The following is a 14,922-nucleotide window of genomic DNA, read 5'->3' as shown; positions in this document are numbered from 1 at the left end:
GCAAATGATGCTGGTGTTGTCTTTGGCGCCTTTTGAGAGCCCTGTGGTCGGCGCCGCCCGTCGCGTTAAGCCGTAGGAGACCTGAGTCGAATGAGACGCACACGCCGGGGCTCCGCTGCGCAGCCGGTCGCGAGGCTGGTCCGGCCGGTCGTGCCATCAGTCGTGAGCGTGGCCCTGCTGCTTTGTACGCCCGGGCTCGCGCAGGGCGATCCCGCCGCCGACAGCCTGGCCGGACTGATCGCCAACGTCGCGAAGGCCAACCAGCGTTTGGAGAATCTGAGCGCCGAAATCCAGACCGAACAGGAGAGCGTCAACAAGGCCCTGGTGGACGTCGAGACCTCCCGGGACAACGTCGCCGCGGCCCAACACGACCTGGAAACCAGTCAACAGGCGGTCAAGGACGCCAACGCCGCGATCGCGGCGGCGCAACAGCGCTTCGACACGTTCGCGGCGGCGACCTATATGAATGGCCCGTCGAGCAGTTACCTGACCGCCACCAGCCCCGACGAGATCATCGCCACCGAGGCCGCCGCCAAGACGCTGTCCGCGAGCTCGCAAACGGTGATGGCGAAGCTGCAGCGGGCGCGAACCGAACAGGTGAACAAGGAATCGGCGGCGCGGCTGGCCAAGCAGAAGGCCGACAAGGCCGCCGCCGACGCCAAGGGCAGCCAGGACGCGGCGGTGGCGGCGCTGACCGATTCCAAGCACAAGTTCGACGAGCAGCGCGAGCAGGTCACCCGGCTGGCGGCCGAACGCGACGACGCGCAGGCGAAACTCGAAGCCGCCCAGCGGCAATGGTCGACCGGCCCGGGCGGGGCCGCCGCCCCGGCATCGGGCGACCGGTGGGAGACCGGCTCACCCGGCGCCCCGGCGCCGCGGGCCGGGGCCCGTCGCTGGGACGGCGCCTGGGACCCCACCCTGCCGATGATCCCGAGCGCCAACGTCCCCGGTGACCCGATCGCGGTCATCAACCAGGTGCTGGGCATCTCGGCCACCTCGACGCAGGTCACCGCCGGACTGGGCCGCAACTTCCTGCAGCAGCTCGGCATCCTCAAGCCCGACGACACCGGCATCACCAACGCGGCCGGCGGGACCTCCGGGCGGATCCCGCGGGTGTACGGCCGGCAGGCCACCGAATACGTGATCCGGCGCGGCATGTCGCAGATCGGGGTGCCGTACTCCTGGGGCGGCGGCAACGCCGCGGGGCCCAGCAAGGGCATCGACTCGGGCGCCGGTATCACCGGCTTCGACTGCTCCGGGCTGGTCCTGTACTCGTTCGCCGGGGTGGGCATCAAGCTGCCGCACTACTCGGGCTCGCAGTACAACCTGGGCCGCAAGATTCCGTCCTCGCAGATGCGCCGCGGTGACGTCATCTTCTACGGCCCCGGCGGCAGCCAGCACGTGACGATCTACCTCGGCGACGGGCAGATGCTCGAGGCCCCCGACATCGGGCTGAAGGTCCGCGTCGCGCCGGTGCGCACCAGCGGTATGACGCCCTACGTGGTCCGCTACATCGAGTGGTGAACGAATGAGAATCGAACGGGGAGCCATGCGCCGCAAGCGGATCCGCCTCATCAACTTCGCCTGGATCACCACCGTGATGACCGGGCTGATGTTGTCTGTCGCCGCCCCGACGCCCCTCGCCGTGGCCGACCCCGGCGGCTGGGACCCCACCCTGCCGGCGACGATCAGCGCCGGCGCCCCTGGCGATCCACTTGCCGTCGCCAACGCGTCGCTGCAGGCCACCGCCCAGGCGACCCAAACGACGATGGACCTGGGCAGGCAATTCCTCGGCGGTCTCGGAATCAACATCCTGGGGGATCCCGCTCCGACCGCAGCGAGCCCGACCAACCCCGGCGGCAAGATCCCGCGGGTCTACGGCCGCCAGGCCATCGAGTACGTGATCAAGCGGATGGGGTCGCAGATGGGCGTGCCCTACTCGTGGGGCGGTGGCTCGCTCGACGGCCCGAGCAAAGGCGTCGGCGAGGGCGCGAACATCACCGGCTTCGACTGTTCGGGCCTGATGCGGTACGGCTTCGCCGGCGTCGGTGTCCTGATCCCGCGGTTTTCCGGTGACCAGTACAACGCCGGCCGGCACATTCCGCCCGACCAGGCGAGGCGCGGCGACCTCATCTTCTACGGCCCCAACGGCGGCCAGCACGTGACGATGTACCTGGGCAACGGTCAGATGCTGGAGGCGTCCAGCCTCGCCGGTCACGTCACCGTCAGCCCGGTTCGCAAGCCCGGGATGACGCCGTTCCTGACTAGGATCATCGAGTACTGATCCAGATTCGTTGCCGACGGATCGCCCGGCTGGATGCCGGGGGCGAACCACCAGCGTCGACGGAATCCGGCGGGCCTGGAATAGTTGGACGCGGGCACGTCGCGGCCCCACGACAGTGGTGGTGCAAGCAGTCGTGTCCGAATGAGCTGTGGAGGGTTATTGATGACAGCAGCAGGTGGGCCGCCCCAGGGCGCCAGCGGTTACTCGGGTCCGGGTGGTCCTTCCGGCTCGCCGGCGCATGAGGCCCCGTCCGGCGGTGGAAATGGCCTGGCCGCCGAGGTGCACACCCTGGAGCGGGCCGTCTTCGAGGTCAAGCGGATCATCGTCGGCCAGGACCAGCTCGTCGAGCGGATGCTGGTCGGCCTGCTCTCCAAGGGGCACGTCCTGCTCGAGGGCGTCCCCGGCGTGGCCAAGACGCTCGCCGTCGAGACCTTCGCCAAGGTGGTGGGCGGCACGTTCGCCCGCATCCAGTTCACGCCCGACCTGGTGCCCACCGACATCATCGGTACCCGCATCTACCGGCAGGGCAAGGAGGAGTTCGACACCGAGCTCGGCCCGGTGGTGGCGAACTTCCTGCTCGCCGACGAGATCAACCGAGCGCCGGCCAAGGTGCAGTCTGCGCTGCTGGAGGTCATGCAGGAACGCCAAGTGTCCATCGGCGGCAAGAGGTTCCCGCTGCCCAATCCGTTCCTGGTGATGGCCACCCAGAACCCGATCGAGCACGAGGGCGTGTACCCGCTCCCCGAGGCCCAGCGGGATCGCTTCCTGTTCAAGATCAACGTCGGCTACCCGTCCGCGGAAGAGGAACGGGAGATCATCTACCGGATGGGCGTGCGCCCGCCCGAGCCCAAGCAGATCCTCAACACCGGCGACCTGGTCCGGCTGCAGGACATCGCGGCCAATGGATTCGTCCACCACGCGCTGGTCGACTACGTGGTGCGCGTCGTCATGGCCACCCGTTATCCCGATCAGCTCGGCATGAACGACGTCAAGACGTGGATCTCGTTCGGTGCGTCGCCGCGCGCCTCGCTGGGCATCATCGCGGCGTCCCGCTCGCTGGCGCTGGTGCGCGGCCGGGATTACGTGATCCCGCAAGACGTTGTCGACGTCATTCCCGACGTGCTGCGGCACCGGTTGGTGCTCACCTACGACGCGCTCGCCGATGAGATCTCGCCGGAGATCGTCATCAACAGGATCCTGCAGACGGTGGCTCTGCCTCAGGTCAATGCCGTTCCGCAGCAGGGGCAAGCGGTGCCCCCGGTGATGCAGGCCGCCGGCGCGGCTAGCGGTCGGTGACGAATCCCGAGCAGCCGGCGGTGCCACATCCGCCCTCGATGCAGCGCGGGCAGATCGTCGACCCGAAGCTGGCGGCGGCGCTACGGCAACTCGAGCTGACGGTCAAGCGCAAGCTCGACGGTGTCCTGCACGGTGACCATCTCGGGCTGATCCCGGGACCGGGCTCCGAGCCGGGGGAATCGCGCGAGTATCAGCCCGGTGACGACGTCCGGCGGATGGACTGGGCGGTCACCGCGCGCACCACGCACCCCCACGTCCGGCAGATGATCGCCGACCGCGAGCTGGAAACGTGGCTGGTGGTCGACATGTCGGCCAGCCTGGACTTCGGCACCGTGGGGTGCGAGAAGCGGGACCTCGCGGTGGCGGCCGCGGCCGCGATCACGTTTCTCAACAGTGGCGGCGGTAACCGGCTCGGCGCGCTGATCTCCAACGGCCAGACCACGATTCGGGTGCCGGCGCGCTCCGGGCGACAGCACGAGCAGACGCTGCTGCGCACCATCGCCACCACCCCGAGGGCGCCGGTCGGCGTGCGGGGGGATCTGGCGATGACGATCGACGCGCTGCGCAGGCCGGAACGCCGCCGCGGGATGGCGGTGATCATCAGCGACTTCCTGGGTCCGATCAACTGGATGCGCCCGCTGCGCGCGATCGCGGCGCGCCACGAGGTGCTGGCCGTTGAGGTGCTCGACCCCCGCGACGTCGAGCTGCCCGACATCGGCGACGTCGTCTTGCAGGATGCCGAGTCCGGCGTCACGCGCGAGTTCACCATCGACCCCCAGCTGCGCGACGATTTCGCCAAGGCGGCCGCGGCGCACCGCGCTGAGGTGGCGCGCACCGTGCGCAGTTGCGGGGCGCCGATACTGACCCTGCGCACCGACCGCGATTGGATCGCCGACATCGTCCGTTTCGTCGAGTCCCGCCGGCGCGGGGCGATGGCGGGACGGCAGTGACGGGCACTTTGACCGAGGCGCGCAGACACACCAAGACGGTTTCGTTATGACACTGCCATTGCTCGGGCCGATCTCGCTGTCCGGCTTCGAACACTCCTGGTTCTTCCTATTCCTGTTGGTCGTTGTCGGGCTGGCCGCCATGTACATCCTCATGCAGCTGGCCCGGCAGCGGCGGATGCTGCGGTTCGCCAACATGGAGCTGCTGGAAAGCGTTGCGCCCAAACGGCCTTCGCGTTGGCGGCATGTGCCGGCGATCCTGCTGGTCGCGTCGCTGGTGCTGTTCACCATCGCGATGGCTGGGCCGACGAACGACGTCCGCATTCCCCGCAACCGGGCGGTGGTGATGCTGGTGATCGACGTGTCGCAGTCGATGCGCGCCACCGACGTGCAGCCGAACCGGATGGCGGCCGCGCAGGAGGCGGCCAAGCAGTTCGCCGACGAGCTGACCCCGGGCATCAACCTGGGGCTGATCGAGTATGCGGGCACGGCCACGGTGCTGGTGTCGCCGACGACCAACCGCGACGCGACCAAAAACGCGCTGGACAAGCTGCAGTTCGCCGACCGCACCGCCACCGGAGAGGGCATCTTCACCGCGCTGCAGGCGATCGCGACGGTCGGCGCGGTGATCGGCGGCGGTGACAAACCGCCGCCGGCGCGCATCGTGTTGTTCTCCGACGGCAAGGAGACGATGCCGACCAACCCGGACAACCCCAAGGGTGCCTTCACCGCCGCGCGCACCGCCAAGGACCAGGGCGTACCCATCTCGACGATCTCGTTCGGCACCCCCTACGGCTTCGTCGAGATCAACGACCAGCGCCAGCCGGTGCCCGTCGACGACACGACGATGAAGAACGTTGCCGAACTCTCCGGCGGGAGTTGGTACAACGCCGCCAGCCTCGCGGAGCTGAAGGCGGTCTACGCGACGCTGCAGCAGCAGATCGGCTTCGAGACCATCAAGGGCGACGCCAGTGTTGGCTGGGTTCGGCTGGGGGCCTTGGTGTTGGCGCTGGCCGCGCTCGCGGCGCTGCTGATCAACCGCCGCCTGCCGACCTAGCTCGGGTCGTAGCCCGCGAGCGTAAGCTGGCCGCGATTTCGGGCGGGGATTTTCGCAGTGTGCTTACGCTCGCGACGCTCGCGCCTCGCCGACCCGGTGGATTATTTCGTCGCGGTGATGTTCGGCGATGACTCTGACGACGATCCACCCGCGACGCTCAAGCATCTCGAGCCGGCGAACGTCCTTGACGTATTGATAGCGACTCGATCGATGCTGATCGCCGTCATACTCGACCGCGACCTTGATGTCGTCCCAGCCCATGTCCAAATACGCCTCGACGCAGCCCCATTCGTTGAGCACCGGGATCTGGGTGGGGAGGCGGAAATCCGGCCGCGATCAGCAGTAGCCGCAACCAGGTCTCCTTGGGCGATTGCGCCCCACCGTCGACGAGTCGGAGGGCGGCACGAGCAGCCTTGATGCCCCGTCGCCCCCGATATCGCTCGACCAACGGCTCGACGTCGGCCATCTTCAGATCGGTCGCCTGCACGAGAGCGTCAATCAGCGGCGACCGCCTCGCCCAATCGGCATCGCCTCGCCAGGTCGAGGGCCGTACGGGCCGGCGTCGTGACGCGCATCCCGTCGACCACGAGGATTTCGTCGGCATCGATGCGCTCTTCCCAGACCTGCACGCCCGCTCCAGGCCAGCGGTTGTTGTCGATGATCGCCGGGGGTGCTGCCGGATCTATCCACCTCGACCCGTGCAGCGCTGAGGCGGACAAGCCCGCGAGGATGCCGCGGCGTCGGGACCGAAGCCAACAGGCCTTCGCCCGCAACACCGCTGTCAGCTCGGCATTTCTGTGGACGTACACATCTTTGTGCAAAGGCACATACCGACTGCGCAGCTCATAGGGCGTCAGCACGCCAGTAGCCACCGCCGTACTGCCCACAAAAGGGTGCGTCATGGCCGAAAGTGTGCTGATTCACACCGACAACGGCCCGCCACCGTAAGCGTGCTGCGAACTATCGACCGGAAAATCGCAGCCTGGTTACGCTCGCGGCGCGAATCGGGGGAGGGTAAAGGGACCGGAAACCGAGGCGCTAGGTTTGCGGGGTGACTGACACGGCCACTGAGAACACCACCGAAAGTGCTGCCACCGGCGGCAAACCCGCATTCGTATCCCGCTCGGTCCTGGTGACGGGCGGAAACCGGGGCATCGGACTGGCGATCGCGCAGCGGCTGGCCGCCGACGGCCACAAGGTGGCCGTCACCCACCGCGGATCCGGGGCGCCCGAGGGGTTGTTCGGCGTCGTGTGTGACGTCACCGACAACGAGGCCGTCGACCGTGCGTTCAAGGAGGTCGAGGAGCACCAGGGGCCGGTCGAGGTGCTGGTGTCCAACGCCGGCATCTCCAAGGACGCCTTCCTGATCCGGATGACCGAGGAGCGGTTCACCGAGGTCATCGACGCGAACCTCACCGGGGCGTTCCGGGTGGCCCAGCGGGCGTCGCGCAGCATGCAGCGCAAGCGGTTCGGCCGCATCATCTTCATCGGGTCGGTCTCCGGCATGTGGGGCATCGGTAACCAGGCCAACTACGCGGCCGCCAAGGCCGGCCTGATCGGCATGGCACGGTCGATCTCCCGCGAGCTGTCCAAGGCCGGGGTGACCGCCAACGTGGTCGCGCCGGGCTACATCGACACCGAGATGACCCGTGCGTTGGACGAGCGGATCCAGGCGGGCGCACTGGAATTCATCCCGGCCAAGCGGGTCGGCACCGCCGAGGACGTCGCGGGGGCGGTCAGCTTCCTGGCGTCCGAGGATGCGGGCTACATCGCGGGCGCGGTCATCCCCGTCGACGGCGGCATGGGCATGGGCCACTGAATTCACCTACGACACGAGGACATTAAGGACGGACATGGCAGGACTGCTCGAGGGCAAACGGGTTCTGATCAGCGGGATCATCACCGACTCGTCGATCGCGTTTCACATCGCCAAGGTGGCCCAGGAGGCGGGAGCGCAGTTGGTGCTGACCGGGTTCGACCGGCTGCGGCTGATCCAGCGCATCGCCGACCGACTGCCGGAGAAGGCGCCGCTGATCGAGCTCGACGTGCAAAACGAAAAGCACCTCGACACCCTGGCCGAACGGGTGACCGCCGAGATCGGTGAGGGCAACAAGCTCGACGGCGTGGTGCACTCGATCGGCTTCATGCCGCAGACCGGGATGGGCATCAACCCGTTCTTCGACGCGCCCTACGAGGACGTCTCCAAGGGCATCCACATCTCCGCGTACTCGTATGCCTCGCTGGCCAAGGCGCTGCTGCCCATCATGAACCCAGGCGGGTCCATTGTCGGCATGGACTTCGACCCCAGCCGGGCCATGCCGGCCTACAACTGGATGACGGTGGCCAAGAGCGCGCTGGAATCGGTCAATCGGTTCGTGGCGCGCGAGGCCGGCAAGTCCGGTGTGCGCTCGAATCTCGTTGCGGCGGGGCCGATCCGGACCCTGGCGATGTCCGCCATCGTCGGCGGTGCGCTGGGTGAGGAGGCCGGCGCCCAGATGCAGCTGCTGGAAGAGGGCTGGGACCAGCGCGCGCCGATCGGATGGAACATGAAGGACCCCACGCCCGTGGCCAAAACGGTGTGCGCCCTGCTTTCGGACTGGTTGCCGGCCACCACCGGCACCATCATCTTCGCCGACGGTGGCGCCAGTACCCAGTTACTCTAAAAGCGGAATCGCTCGAGCCAATAATGGAATTCGACGCCGTCCTGCTGCTCTCCTTCGGCGGGCCGGAGGGGCCCGAGCAGGTGCGGCCGTTCCTGGAAAACGTCACCCGCGGCCGCGGCGTGCCACCCGAACGGCTGGACGACGTCGCCGGGCACTACCTGCATTTCGGCGGGGTGTCACCGATCAACGGCATCAACCGAGCCCTGATCGGCGAGCTGCGGGCCGAACTTAACCTGCCGGTCTATTTCGGCAACCGCAACTGGGAACCCTACGTCGAAGACACCGTTTCGGTCATGCGGGCCAACGGGGTTCGCCGTGCCGCCGTTTTCGCCACGTCGGCATGGAGCGGCTACTCCAGCTGCACCCAGTACACCGAGGACATCGCCCGCGCCCGGCGGGCCGCCGGCGCGGACGCGCCCGAACTGGTAAAGCTGCGACCGTACTTCGACCACCCGCTCTTCGTCGAGATGTTCGCCGGCGCTGTGACGGCGGCCGCACAGACCGTGCCCGACGGCGCCCGCCTGATGTTCACCGCGCATTCGGTCCCCGTAGCCGCCGACCAGCGCCTCGGCCCCCGGCTTTACAGTCGCCAAGTCGCCTACGCCGCAAGGCTGGTCGCGGCCGCGGCCGGCTACACCGATTTCGATCTCGCCTGGCAATCCCGATCCGGGCCGCCGCAGGTGCCGTGGTTAGAGCCCAGCGTCGAAGACCATCTCGGGGCGCTGGCCGCCTCGGGCACCGAGGCCGTCGTCGTCTGCCCGATCGGCTTTGTCGCCGACCACATCGAGGTGGTGTGGGATCTCGACGAGGAATTGCGATCCCAGGCCGAGGCGGCGGGTTTGGCGTTCGCCCGGGCCGCTACACCCAACGCCGATCGCCGATTCGCCCGACTGGCAGCCGATTTGATCGACGAACTGCGCACCGGCCGTGCACCCACTAGGGTGGCCGGCGTCGACCCGGTGCCCGGTTGTCTGGCCAGCGTCGACGGCGCGCCGTGCCGTCCGCCGCACTGCGTCGCGGCCGAAAACGCCTGACGCGGAAGCGGGTCTCAGTCAGCCCACGCGGAGTGCAGGATCGCGGTGACGGCGGCCATCCTCGCCGAGCGCACGACCGCCGTCAGCGGGCGCAACGCGTCACTGGCGATGCGTGCCTCCGAAGAAGACTGCGTGCCGAACGGTTCCGGAACGGCGACGACGGGCGCGGCGAAGCGATCCGGCGAGTCGGGGGAGCGACTGAGTCCGGCACTGACCGCGATGATGGCGTCGACGTGCGCGGCGTTCTCCAGCACACGCAGCGCGCGGGACGGCGCATGGTCGGGAATCCGGTGCTGCCGTGCGGATTCCAGCAACTGTTCGACGAGCCCGCGCGGATCCTCGACATCAGCCGCGGCCGCTCCCAGGCCGATGGTGCCGAGCGCGTCGGCCGCCGATCGGACCGCGGATCGCAGCGTGTATTCGGCGTCCCCGAGCTCGTAGTGGTCGAGCACCGGCGCGCCCGGCAGGGAGTACACCGTCCAGGACAGCGCGCACAATTCCGGGAAGTCGGTTGCCTCGTCGTCATAGGAGAACTCGGGGACCAGGCCGACGGCGGTGGCGGGATCGTGGGGGTTGGCGACGATGATCGCCTCGCCCGCGGCCAGAGCGTCGCGCTCGAACTGTGTTCCCGGGGCCAGACCGCGCACATCGCCGGGCACGGGCAAAAGGACGTTGATGGTTCCGAGCAGCCGCCCCGAGCCGTCCGCGGTGGGTGCCGATCGGCCGACCGCGGCACGCAGCGTTTGCAGCAGCGTCACCGTACCGGCGTCGTGCACATCCGGCCACGGCAGCCCGGTGTGGCCGGCGGCGACCGCATCATACGCGGTGACCGATTGCTTTGGAGCCCATACCGATAACGCATCCAAGACGTCGTCGGGCGCGGCCTTGCCCGCGAGCCAGGCATTGGCCCACAGGGACAGCGAGACACTGGGACACCACACGATTCCGCAGTGTAGTTGTTTTGCCCGGCAAAGGCGGATCACGCGTATTCTGACCGCATGCACGCTGCGGTGCTTTGGCTAATATTCGCGCTGGTGCTCGCCGGTGCGGAGGCGCTCACCGGCCATATGTTTTTGGTGATGCTCGGCGGCGGGGCGCTGGCGGCGGCAATCACCAGCTGGCTGACGGACTGGCCGGTCTGGGCGAACGGCACGGTGTTCCTCATCGTCTCCGTCCTGCTGTTGGTGCTGGTTCGCCCGGCGCTGCGGCGGCGACTGACGCCGGCGCACGCACCGCGACTGGGTATCGAGGCGCTGGAGGGTAAGAAGGCGCTGGTGCTCGAGCGAATTGGCCGCGACGAGGGGCAGGTGAAGCTCGACGGCGAGGTGTGGACGGCGCGTCCGCTCAACGAGGGCGATGTCTACGAACCGGGGGAGTCGGTGACCGTCTTGCAGATCGACGGCGCTACGGCGGTGGTCTTCAGGAGCAGTCCATAACGGATGCGAGAAGCGCTGTGAGAGAGAGGAACTCCCGTGCAAGGTGCGGTTACTGGTTTGGTGTTGTTAGCCGTCCTGGTGATATTCGCCATAATCGTGGTGGCCAAGTCGGTCGCCCTGATACCGCAGGCCGAGGCCGCGGTGATCGAGCGGCTGGGGCGATATAGCCGGACGGTCAGCGGTCAGCTGACGTTGTTGGTGCCGTTCATCGACCGGGTGCGCGCCCGGGTGGACCTGCGTGAGCGGGTGGTGTCCTTCCCGCCGCAGCCGGTGATCACCGAGGACAACCTGACGCTGAACATCGACACCGTGGTCTACTTCCAGGTCACCGTCCCGCAGGCCGCCGTCTACGAGATCAGCAACTACATCGTCGGCGTCGAGCAGCTCACCACCACCACCCTGCGCAACGTGGTGGGCGGGATGACGCTCGAGCAAACGCTGACCTCCCGCGACATGATCAACGGCCAGCTGCGCGGCGTCCTCGACGAGGCGACCGGCCGCTGGGGTCTGCGGGTCGCGCGGGTCGAGCTGCGCAGCATCGACCCGCCGCCCTCGATCCAGGCCTCGATGGAAAAGCAGATGAAGGCCGACCGCGAGAAGCGCGCGATGATCCTGACCGCCGAAGGTATGCGGGAGGCGGCGATCAAGGAGGCCGAGGGCCAGAAGCAGGCGCAGATCCTGGCCGCCGAGGGTGCCAAGCAGGCCGCGATCCTGGCCGCCGAGGCCGAGCGGCAGTCTCGCATGCTGCGCGCCCAGGGTGAGCGGGCCGCGGCCTACCTGCAGGCGCAGGGGCAGGCCAAGGCCATCGAGAAAACGTTCGCCGCGATCAAGGCCGGCAGGCCCACCCCGGAGATGCTCGCGTACCAGTACCTGCAGACCCTGCCGGAGATGGCCCGCGGCGACGCCAACAAGGTCTGGGTGGTGCCCAGCGACTTCAGCGCCGCGTTGCAGGGATTCACCAAGCTGCTGGGTGCCCCCGGCGAGGACGGCGTGTTCAGATTCCAGCCGTCACCGGTCGAGGACGCACCCAAGCACGGCGCCGACGACGACGCCGATGTCGCCGACTGGTTCTCCACCGAGACCGACCCCGCGATCGCGCAGGCGGTGGCCAAGGCCGAGGCCATTGCCCGTCAGCCGGTGGACGGCACTACCCCCGGGGTGCCCCCGCAGTTGGCCCAATAGGATTGCTCCATGAGCGTTTTCACTTCGCCGAAGACTTACGTCGCGCTGGGTGCCTTCCATGCGGTGGACGCGGTGGTGTGCGCCGTCCAGCCGGCTCCCGTCAAGAAGGTTCTGGATGACGTCGGGCTGCCGGAGAACGTCCGCCCCGTGCTTCCGGTGGTGAAGGCGGCCGCCGCGGTGGGCTTGCTGTCGGTCACCCGCTTCCCCGCCCTGGCGCGGCTGACGTCGGCGATGCTGACGCTCTACTTCGTCTTGGCGGTCGGCGCGCACATCCGGGTGCGGGACAAGATCGCCAACGCCCTTCCGGCGGCGGTGTGCCTGGCCGCCTTCGCCGTGATGACGGCGAAGGGTCCCGACCGCAGCTAGTCGAGGCGCAGCTCGACCAACGGCAACGGGGCGCCGGTGTCGGTGATCGAAGCGCCGAGCGTGCCCTCCAGCACGGGCCGCATCCGCTCCCACGCCTTCGGGTGCCGGCTGCGGTAGCCGGCGAGGGTGCGGTCCACCTCGTCTTGGGCCATCACCCGTGCCGTGGCTCGTTTCGGGGCGCGGCTGCCCGCGTAGACGCGGACCCGCGGGTCGGCGTCGACGTTGCGAAACCACTGCGCTTTTCGGCCGAACCCGGAGGCCACGACGTAGGTGGTCGGGGCGGGGTGGTCGACGACTTCGAGGACGGCATAGCGCCGCGCGCCCGAGTTGCGGCCGGTGTGCTCGAGCATCAGCATGCGGGACCCGAATACCGCGCCCGCGCGGACCTTGAAGAGCCAGATCGGCGCGCGCACCAGTCGGCGGGACCGGAGCAGTCGTGCGGCGAGCTCGGGAACAAACGACACCGGCTATTCGGCCTTACGCGTGCGGCGCAGGCGGTAACGGGGGCGCCGGCGCGACGCCCGGCGCGGACGTCGGGGCGGGTGGCGCGGTGTAAATGCACCCGCCTGCGCCCGCCGATTGCGACGACAGCGGCGGTGGGTATGGCGGTGGGGGAAGCTGAACCCGGACCGTCCACACCAACCCCGTGATCGCGAAGGTGGCCAGCGCGCCGAGTATCAGGCCGGCCAGCCCGGCGACGATGGCGACGCCGGCGGGGAAGCGGCGGGTTCCGAGGCTGTCCGAGGTCATGCGGCTCTCCACGGTCGTCGGATGTCGGTACCCGAGACGCTACTGGCGAGACGGCTGCCGCCGCCACGATTCGGCCGATCGTGACGGCGGCAGGCCGGTCAGCTGTGCGGCGCAGGGGAGGGCGGCGGTGGCGGGGAAGCCTCGCCCGGCGGCGGGGGAACGTAGCCTCGCGGCGGCCCGGGCGGCGGCGCGAATCCGGGCGGCGGCGCGAATCCCGGCGGCGGCGCGAACCCGAAACCTCCGGGCATGGGCCCACCCATCGGCGGGGGTGGGGGGCCGTGATGCAGCGCCATCATCGGCGGCGGACCCGGCATCGGCGGCGGACCCGGCGGGCCCGCGCCGATGATCCAGGCGAAGGCGATCGCAGCGATGGTGCCCGCGGCGCCGATCAGCGCGCCGGCCACGCCGGCGCCGACCACGGCTCCAGTGGCGTAGCGGCGGGGCTCACGTGGTTGCTGGGCCAGCGGCGGCGAATTGGTGTCGATCTCGTCGTTTGTCGTCATGGCTCGGACGTTAGGAGCGGGATCTGAAGCGGACCTGAAGAAACTGCTGCCCCGTCCGTTACTCCCGTCACGGCGCAGGGGAGTGGCGTGGTGGCCGCCCCCGGAGGCGAATTGATGCTCGGGGGCGGGCACTTCGTCGCATCCCGGCGTTCCTGCGAGAGGTGGGACTAGCCATGATGGAAGGGGCGCCGCGACGCCTTCAGGTTGGTTTCAGGACCGGCGTCGACAATGGAGTCATGACGAACTGCTCGCGCCCGGTCGCCGGCCACTTCAGCGTGGGTGCGCCGCGGGTGCTGGTGGTCGAGGACTCCGAGACGATCCGCGAAATGGTGAGCGAGGCGTTGACCGACGTCGGCTATCACACCGTCGGCCGTTGCGACGGCGAAGGCTTGGAGGAGGTGCTCGACGGGCTGCGGCCGGATCTGGTGGTGCTCGACGTCATGCTGCCCGGACGCGACGGGTTCGACCTCATCGGCGTGGTCCGCGACTGGGGCGACGTGGGGATCGTCATGATCACGGCGCGCGACGGCCTGCAAGACCGGCTGCGCGGCCTGGACGGCGGGGCCGACGACTACGTGATCAAACCGTTCGAGCTGGCCGAACTGGTGTCGCGTGTCGGGGCGGTATTGCGCCGGCGCGGACGGCTGCCGCAGGTCGTCCAGGCCGGAGATCTGATGCTGGACGCCGACGCCGGCGTGGCCGCGCGCGGTGGCAGTCGCCTCGACCTGACCGCAACCGAGCTGCGGCTGCTCGCCTTCCTGGTGGAGCAGCGCGGCCGCATCGTCAGCGCCGGCCAGATCCTGAACGGGGTGTGGGGGTACGACGCCTACGACCCCAACCTGGTCCAGGTGCACGTCAGCGGCTTGCGGCGCAAGCTCGAAGCCCACGGGCCGCGAATCCTGCACACCGTGCGGGGCATCGGCTACCGGTTGCAGCCCCAGCGATCATGACGGCCGCCTCCGCGACTCGGACCCCGTCGCTGCAGCGTCGGGTGACGTTGGTGGTGGTGGCGTTGCTCGCCCTGTTGCTGGTGGTGCTCGGCGTGACCGTCGACCTCAGCCTGGGCGTCCTCGCCCGCAGGAACCTGAACGACCGGCTTCTCGCCGCCGTGTCCCGGGCCGAGGCGCTGGACGCCGCACACACTTCCCCCGATCTGTTAGCCGCCGAACTCAACGGCGGCGGGGTGCGGGCATTGCTGGTCACCGCCGACGGTGCCACCTACGGCGACCGCGGCATCAGCCCCGACACCGTCGCCGGACCCGTTGTGCCGCCGCCCTTTCCGCCCCCGCCGATGGGTGGGCCCATGCCCGGAGGTTTCGGGTTCGCGCCGCCGCCGGGATTCGCGCCGCCGCCCGGATTCGCGCCGCCGCCCGGGCCGCCGCGAGGCTACGTTCCCCCGCCGCC

General features: G+C 69.0%; 16 protein-coding genes and 2 pseudogenes. 13 read left to right on the top strand and 5 right to left on the bottom strand.

Features of this window, described 5'->3' with window-relative positions; genetic code table 11:
- Window positions 1-90 precede the first annotated feature (90 nt).
- The 5 genes from ripA (at window position 91) to A5695_RS00580 (ending at window position 5,584) form a co-directional block, all read left to right on the top strand.
- The gene (gene ripA / locus A5695_RS00600; RefSeq protein ID WP_068077033.1) at window positions 91-1,524 is read left to right on the top strand and encodes an NlpC/P60 family peptidoglycan endopeptidase RipA; all 1,434 of its coding nucleotides are present in this window, start codon (window positions 91-93) and stop codon (window positions 1,522-1,524) included.
- Between the two features lie 25 nt (window positions 1,525-1,549).
- Entirely contained in the window at window positions 1,550-2,284 is a 735-nt protein-coding gene (ripB, locus tag A5695_RS00595; RefSeq protein WP_068077031.1) for an NlpC/P60 family peptidoglycan endopeptidase RipB, read from the top strand.
- Window positions 2,285-2,446: 162 nt separating this feature from the next.
- Window positions 2,447-3,580, top strand: a complete 1,134-nt coding sequence (locus A5695_RS00590; protein ID WP_068077029.1) for a MoxR family ATPase — start codon at window positions 2,447-2,449, stop codon at window positions 3,578-3,580.
- 38 nt (window positions 3,581-3,618) lie between these two features.
- Entirely contained in the window at window positions 3,619-4,530 is a 912-nt protein-coding gene (locus A5695_RS00585; RefSeq protein WP_369830142.1) for a DUF58 domain-containing protein, read from the top strand.
- Between the two features lie 46 nt (window positions 4,531-4,576).
- Window positions 4,577-5,584 (top strand): VWA domain-containing protein, encoded by a 1,008-nt coding sequence (locus tag A5695_RS00580; RefSeq protein ID WP_068077025.1) that lies wholly within the window; start codon window positions 4,577-4,579, stop codon window positions 5,582-5,584.
- A gap of 63 nt (window positions 5,585-5,647) precedes the next feature.
- On the opposite strand, the pseudogene A5695_RS00575 reads toward A5695_RS00580, so the two are convergent.
- Window positions 5,648-6,486, bottom strand: a pseudogene (locus tag A5695_RS00575) (DUF559 domain-containing protein).
- Window positions 6,487-6,635: 149 nt separating this feature from the next.
- Between A5695_RS00575 and fabG1 the strand changes: the two are divergent.
- Genes fabG1 through A5695_RS00560 form a run of 3 tightly spaced genes read left to right on the top strand, consistent with a single transcriptional unit; the run spans window position 6,636 to window position 9,281 of the window.
- The gene (fabG1, locus tag A5695_RS00570) at window positions 6,636-7,403 is read left to right on the top strand and encodes a 3-oxoacyl-ACP reductase FabG1 (protein WP_068077023.1); all 768 of its coding nucleotides are present in this window, start codon (window positions 6,636-6,638) and stop codon (window positions 7,401-7,403) included.
- 34 nt (window positions 7,404-7,437) lie between these two features.
- The gene (gene inhA / locus A5695_RS00565) at window positions 7,438-8,247 is read left to right on the top strand and encodes an NADH-dependent enoyl-ACP reductase InhA (RefSeq protein ID WP_068077021.1); all 810 of its coding nucleotides are present in this window, start codon (window positions 7,438-7,440) and stop codon (window positions 8,245-8,247) included.
- A gap of 23 nt (window positions 8,248-8,270) precedes the next feature.
- Entirely contained in the window at window positions 8,271-9,281 is a 1,011-nt protein-coding gene (locus A5695_RS00560) for a ferrochelatase (protein WP_068077019.1), read from the top strand.
- A gap of 14 nt (window positions 9,282-9,295) precedes the next feature.
- On the opposite strand, the gene A5695_RS00555 is transcribed toward A5695_RS00560, so the two are convergent.
- Complete coding sequence (locus A5695_RS00555) at window positions 9,296-10,222, bottom strand: hypothetical protein (RefSeq protein WP_068077015.1); 927 nt, start codon at window positions 10,220-10,222, stop codon at window positions 9,296-9,298.
- Between the two features lie 57 nt (window positions 10,223-10,279).
- On the opposite strand from A5695_RS00555, the gene A5695_RS00550 reads away from it, so the two are divergent.
- The 3 genes from A5695_RS00550 to A5695_RS00540 are packed head-to-tail and all read left to right on the top strand — an operon-like array spanning window position 10,280 to window position 12,265.
- The gene (locus tag A5695_RS00550) at window positions 10,280-10,717 is read left to right on the top strand and encodes an NfeD family protein (protein WP_068077013.1); all 438 of its coding nucleotides are present in this window, start codon (window positions 10,280-10,282) and stop codon (window positions 10,715-10,717) included.
- 36 nt (window positions 10,718-10,753) lie between these two features.
- Window positions 10,754-11,899 (top strand): SPFH domain-containing protein, encoded by a 1,146-nt coding sequence (locus A5695_RS00545; protein ID WP_068077011.1) that lies wholly within the window; start codon window positions 10,754-10,756, stop codon window positions 11,897-11,899.
- A 9-nt stretch (window positions 11,900-11,908) separates the two neighbouring features.
- Window positions 11,909-12,265, top strand: coding sequence for a DoxX family protein (locus A5695_RS00540; RefSeq protein ID WP_068077010.1), 357 nt, complete (start codon window positions 11,909-11,911; stop codon window positions 12,263-12,265).
- Here A5695_RS00540 and A5695_RS00535 read toward each other — a convergent pair.
- The 3 genes from A5695_RS00535 to A5695_RS00525 all read right to left on the bottom strand — a co-directional run bounded on the left by A5695_RS00535 (window position 12,262) and on the right by A5695_RS00525 (window position 13,518).
- Entirely contained in the window at window positions 12,262-12,729 is a 468-nt protein-coding gene (locus tag A5695_RS00535) for a nitroreductase family deazaflavin-dependent oxidoreductase (protein ID WP_068077009.1), read from the bottom strand. The genes A5695_RS00540 and A5695_RS00535 overlap by 4 nt on opposite strands.
- 13 nt (window positions 12,730-12,742) lie before the next feature.
- Window positions 12,743-13,015 carry a hypothetical protein gene (locus tag A5695_RS00530; RefSeq protein WP_068077007.1) on the bottom strand — a complete coding sequence of 91 codons (273 nt, stop codon included), beginning with the start codon at window positions 13,013-13,015 and terminating at the stop codon, window positions 12,743-12,745.
- A 98-nt stretch (window positions 13,016-13,113) separates the two neighbouring features.
- Entirely contained in the window at window positions 13,114-13,518 is a 405-nt protein-coding gene (locus A5695_RS00525) for a hypothetical protein (RefSeq protein ID WP_068077005.1), read from the bottom strand.
- A gap of 236 nt (window positions 13,519-13,754) precedes the next feature.
- Between A5695_RS00525 and A5695_RS00520 the strand changes: the two genes are divergently transcribed.
- Window positions 13,755-14,468 (top strand): response regulator transcription factor, encoded by a 714-nt coding sequence (locus tag A5695_RS00520; protein WP_068077003.1) that lies wholly within the window; start codon window positions 13,755-13,757, stop codon window positions 14,466-14,468.
- Window positions 14,465-14,922, top strand: a pseudogene (locus A5695_RS00515) (two-component sensor histidine kinase); the annotation flags it as partial. The gene A5695_RS00520 and the pseudogene A5695_RS00515, both read left to right, overlap by 4 nt.

The organism is Mycobacterium sp. E1747 (assembly GCF_001667775.1).
In the GTDB taxonomy this organism is placed as follows: Bacteria; Actinomycetota; Actinomycetes; order Mycobacteriales; family Mycobacteriaceae; genus Mycobacterium.
Note: the sequence above shows the minus strand (reverse complement) of the source record. Positions and strands in the feature narration are given on the sequence as shown.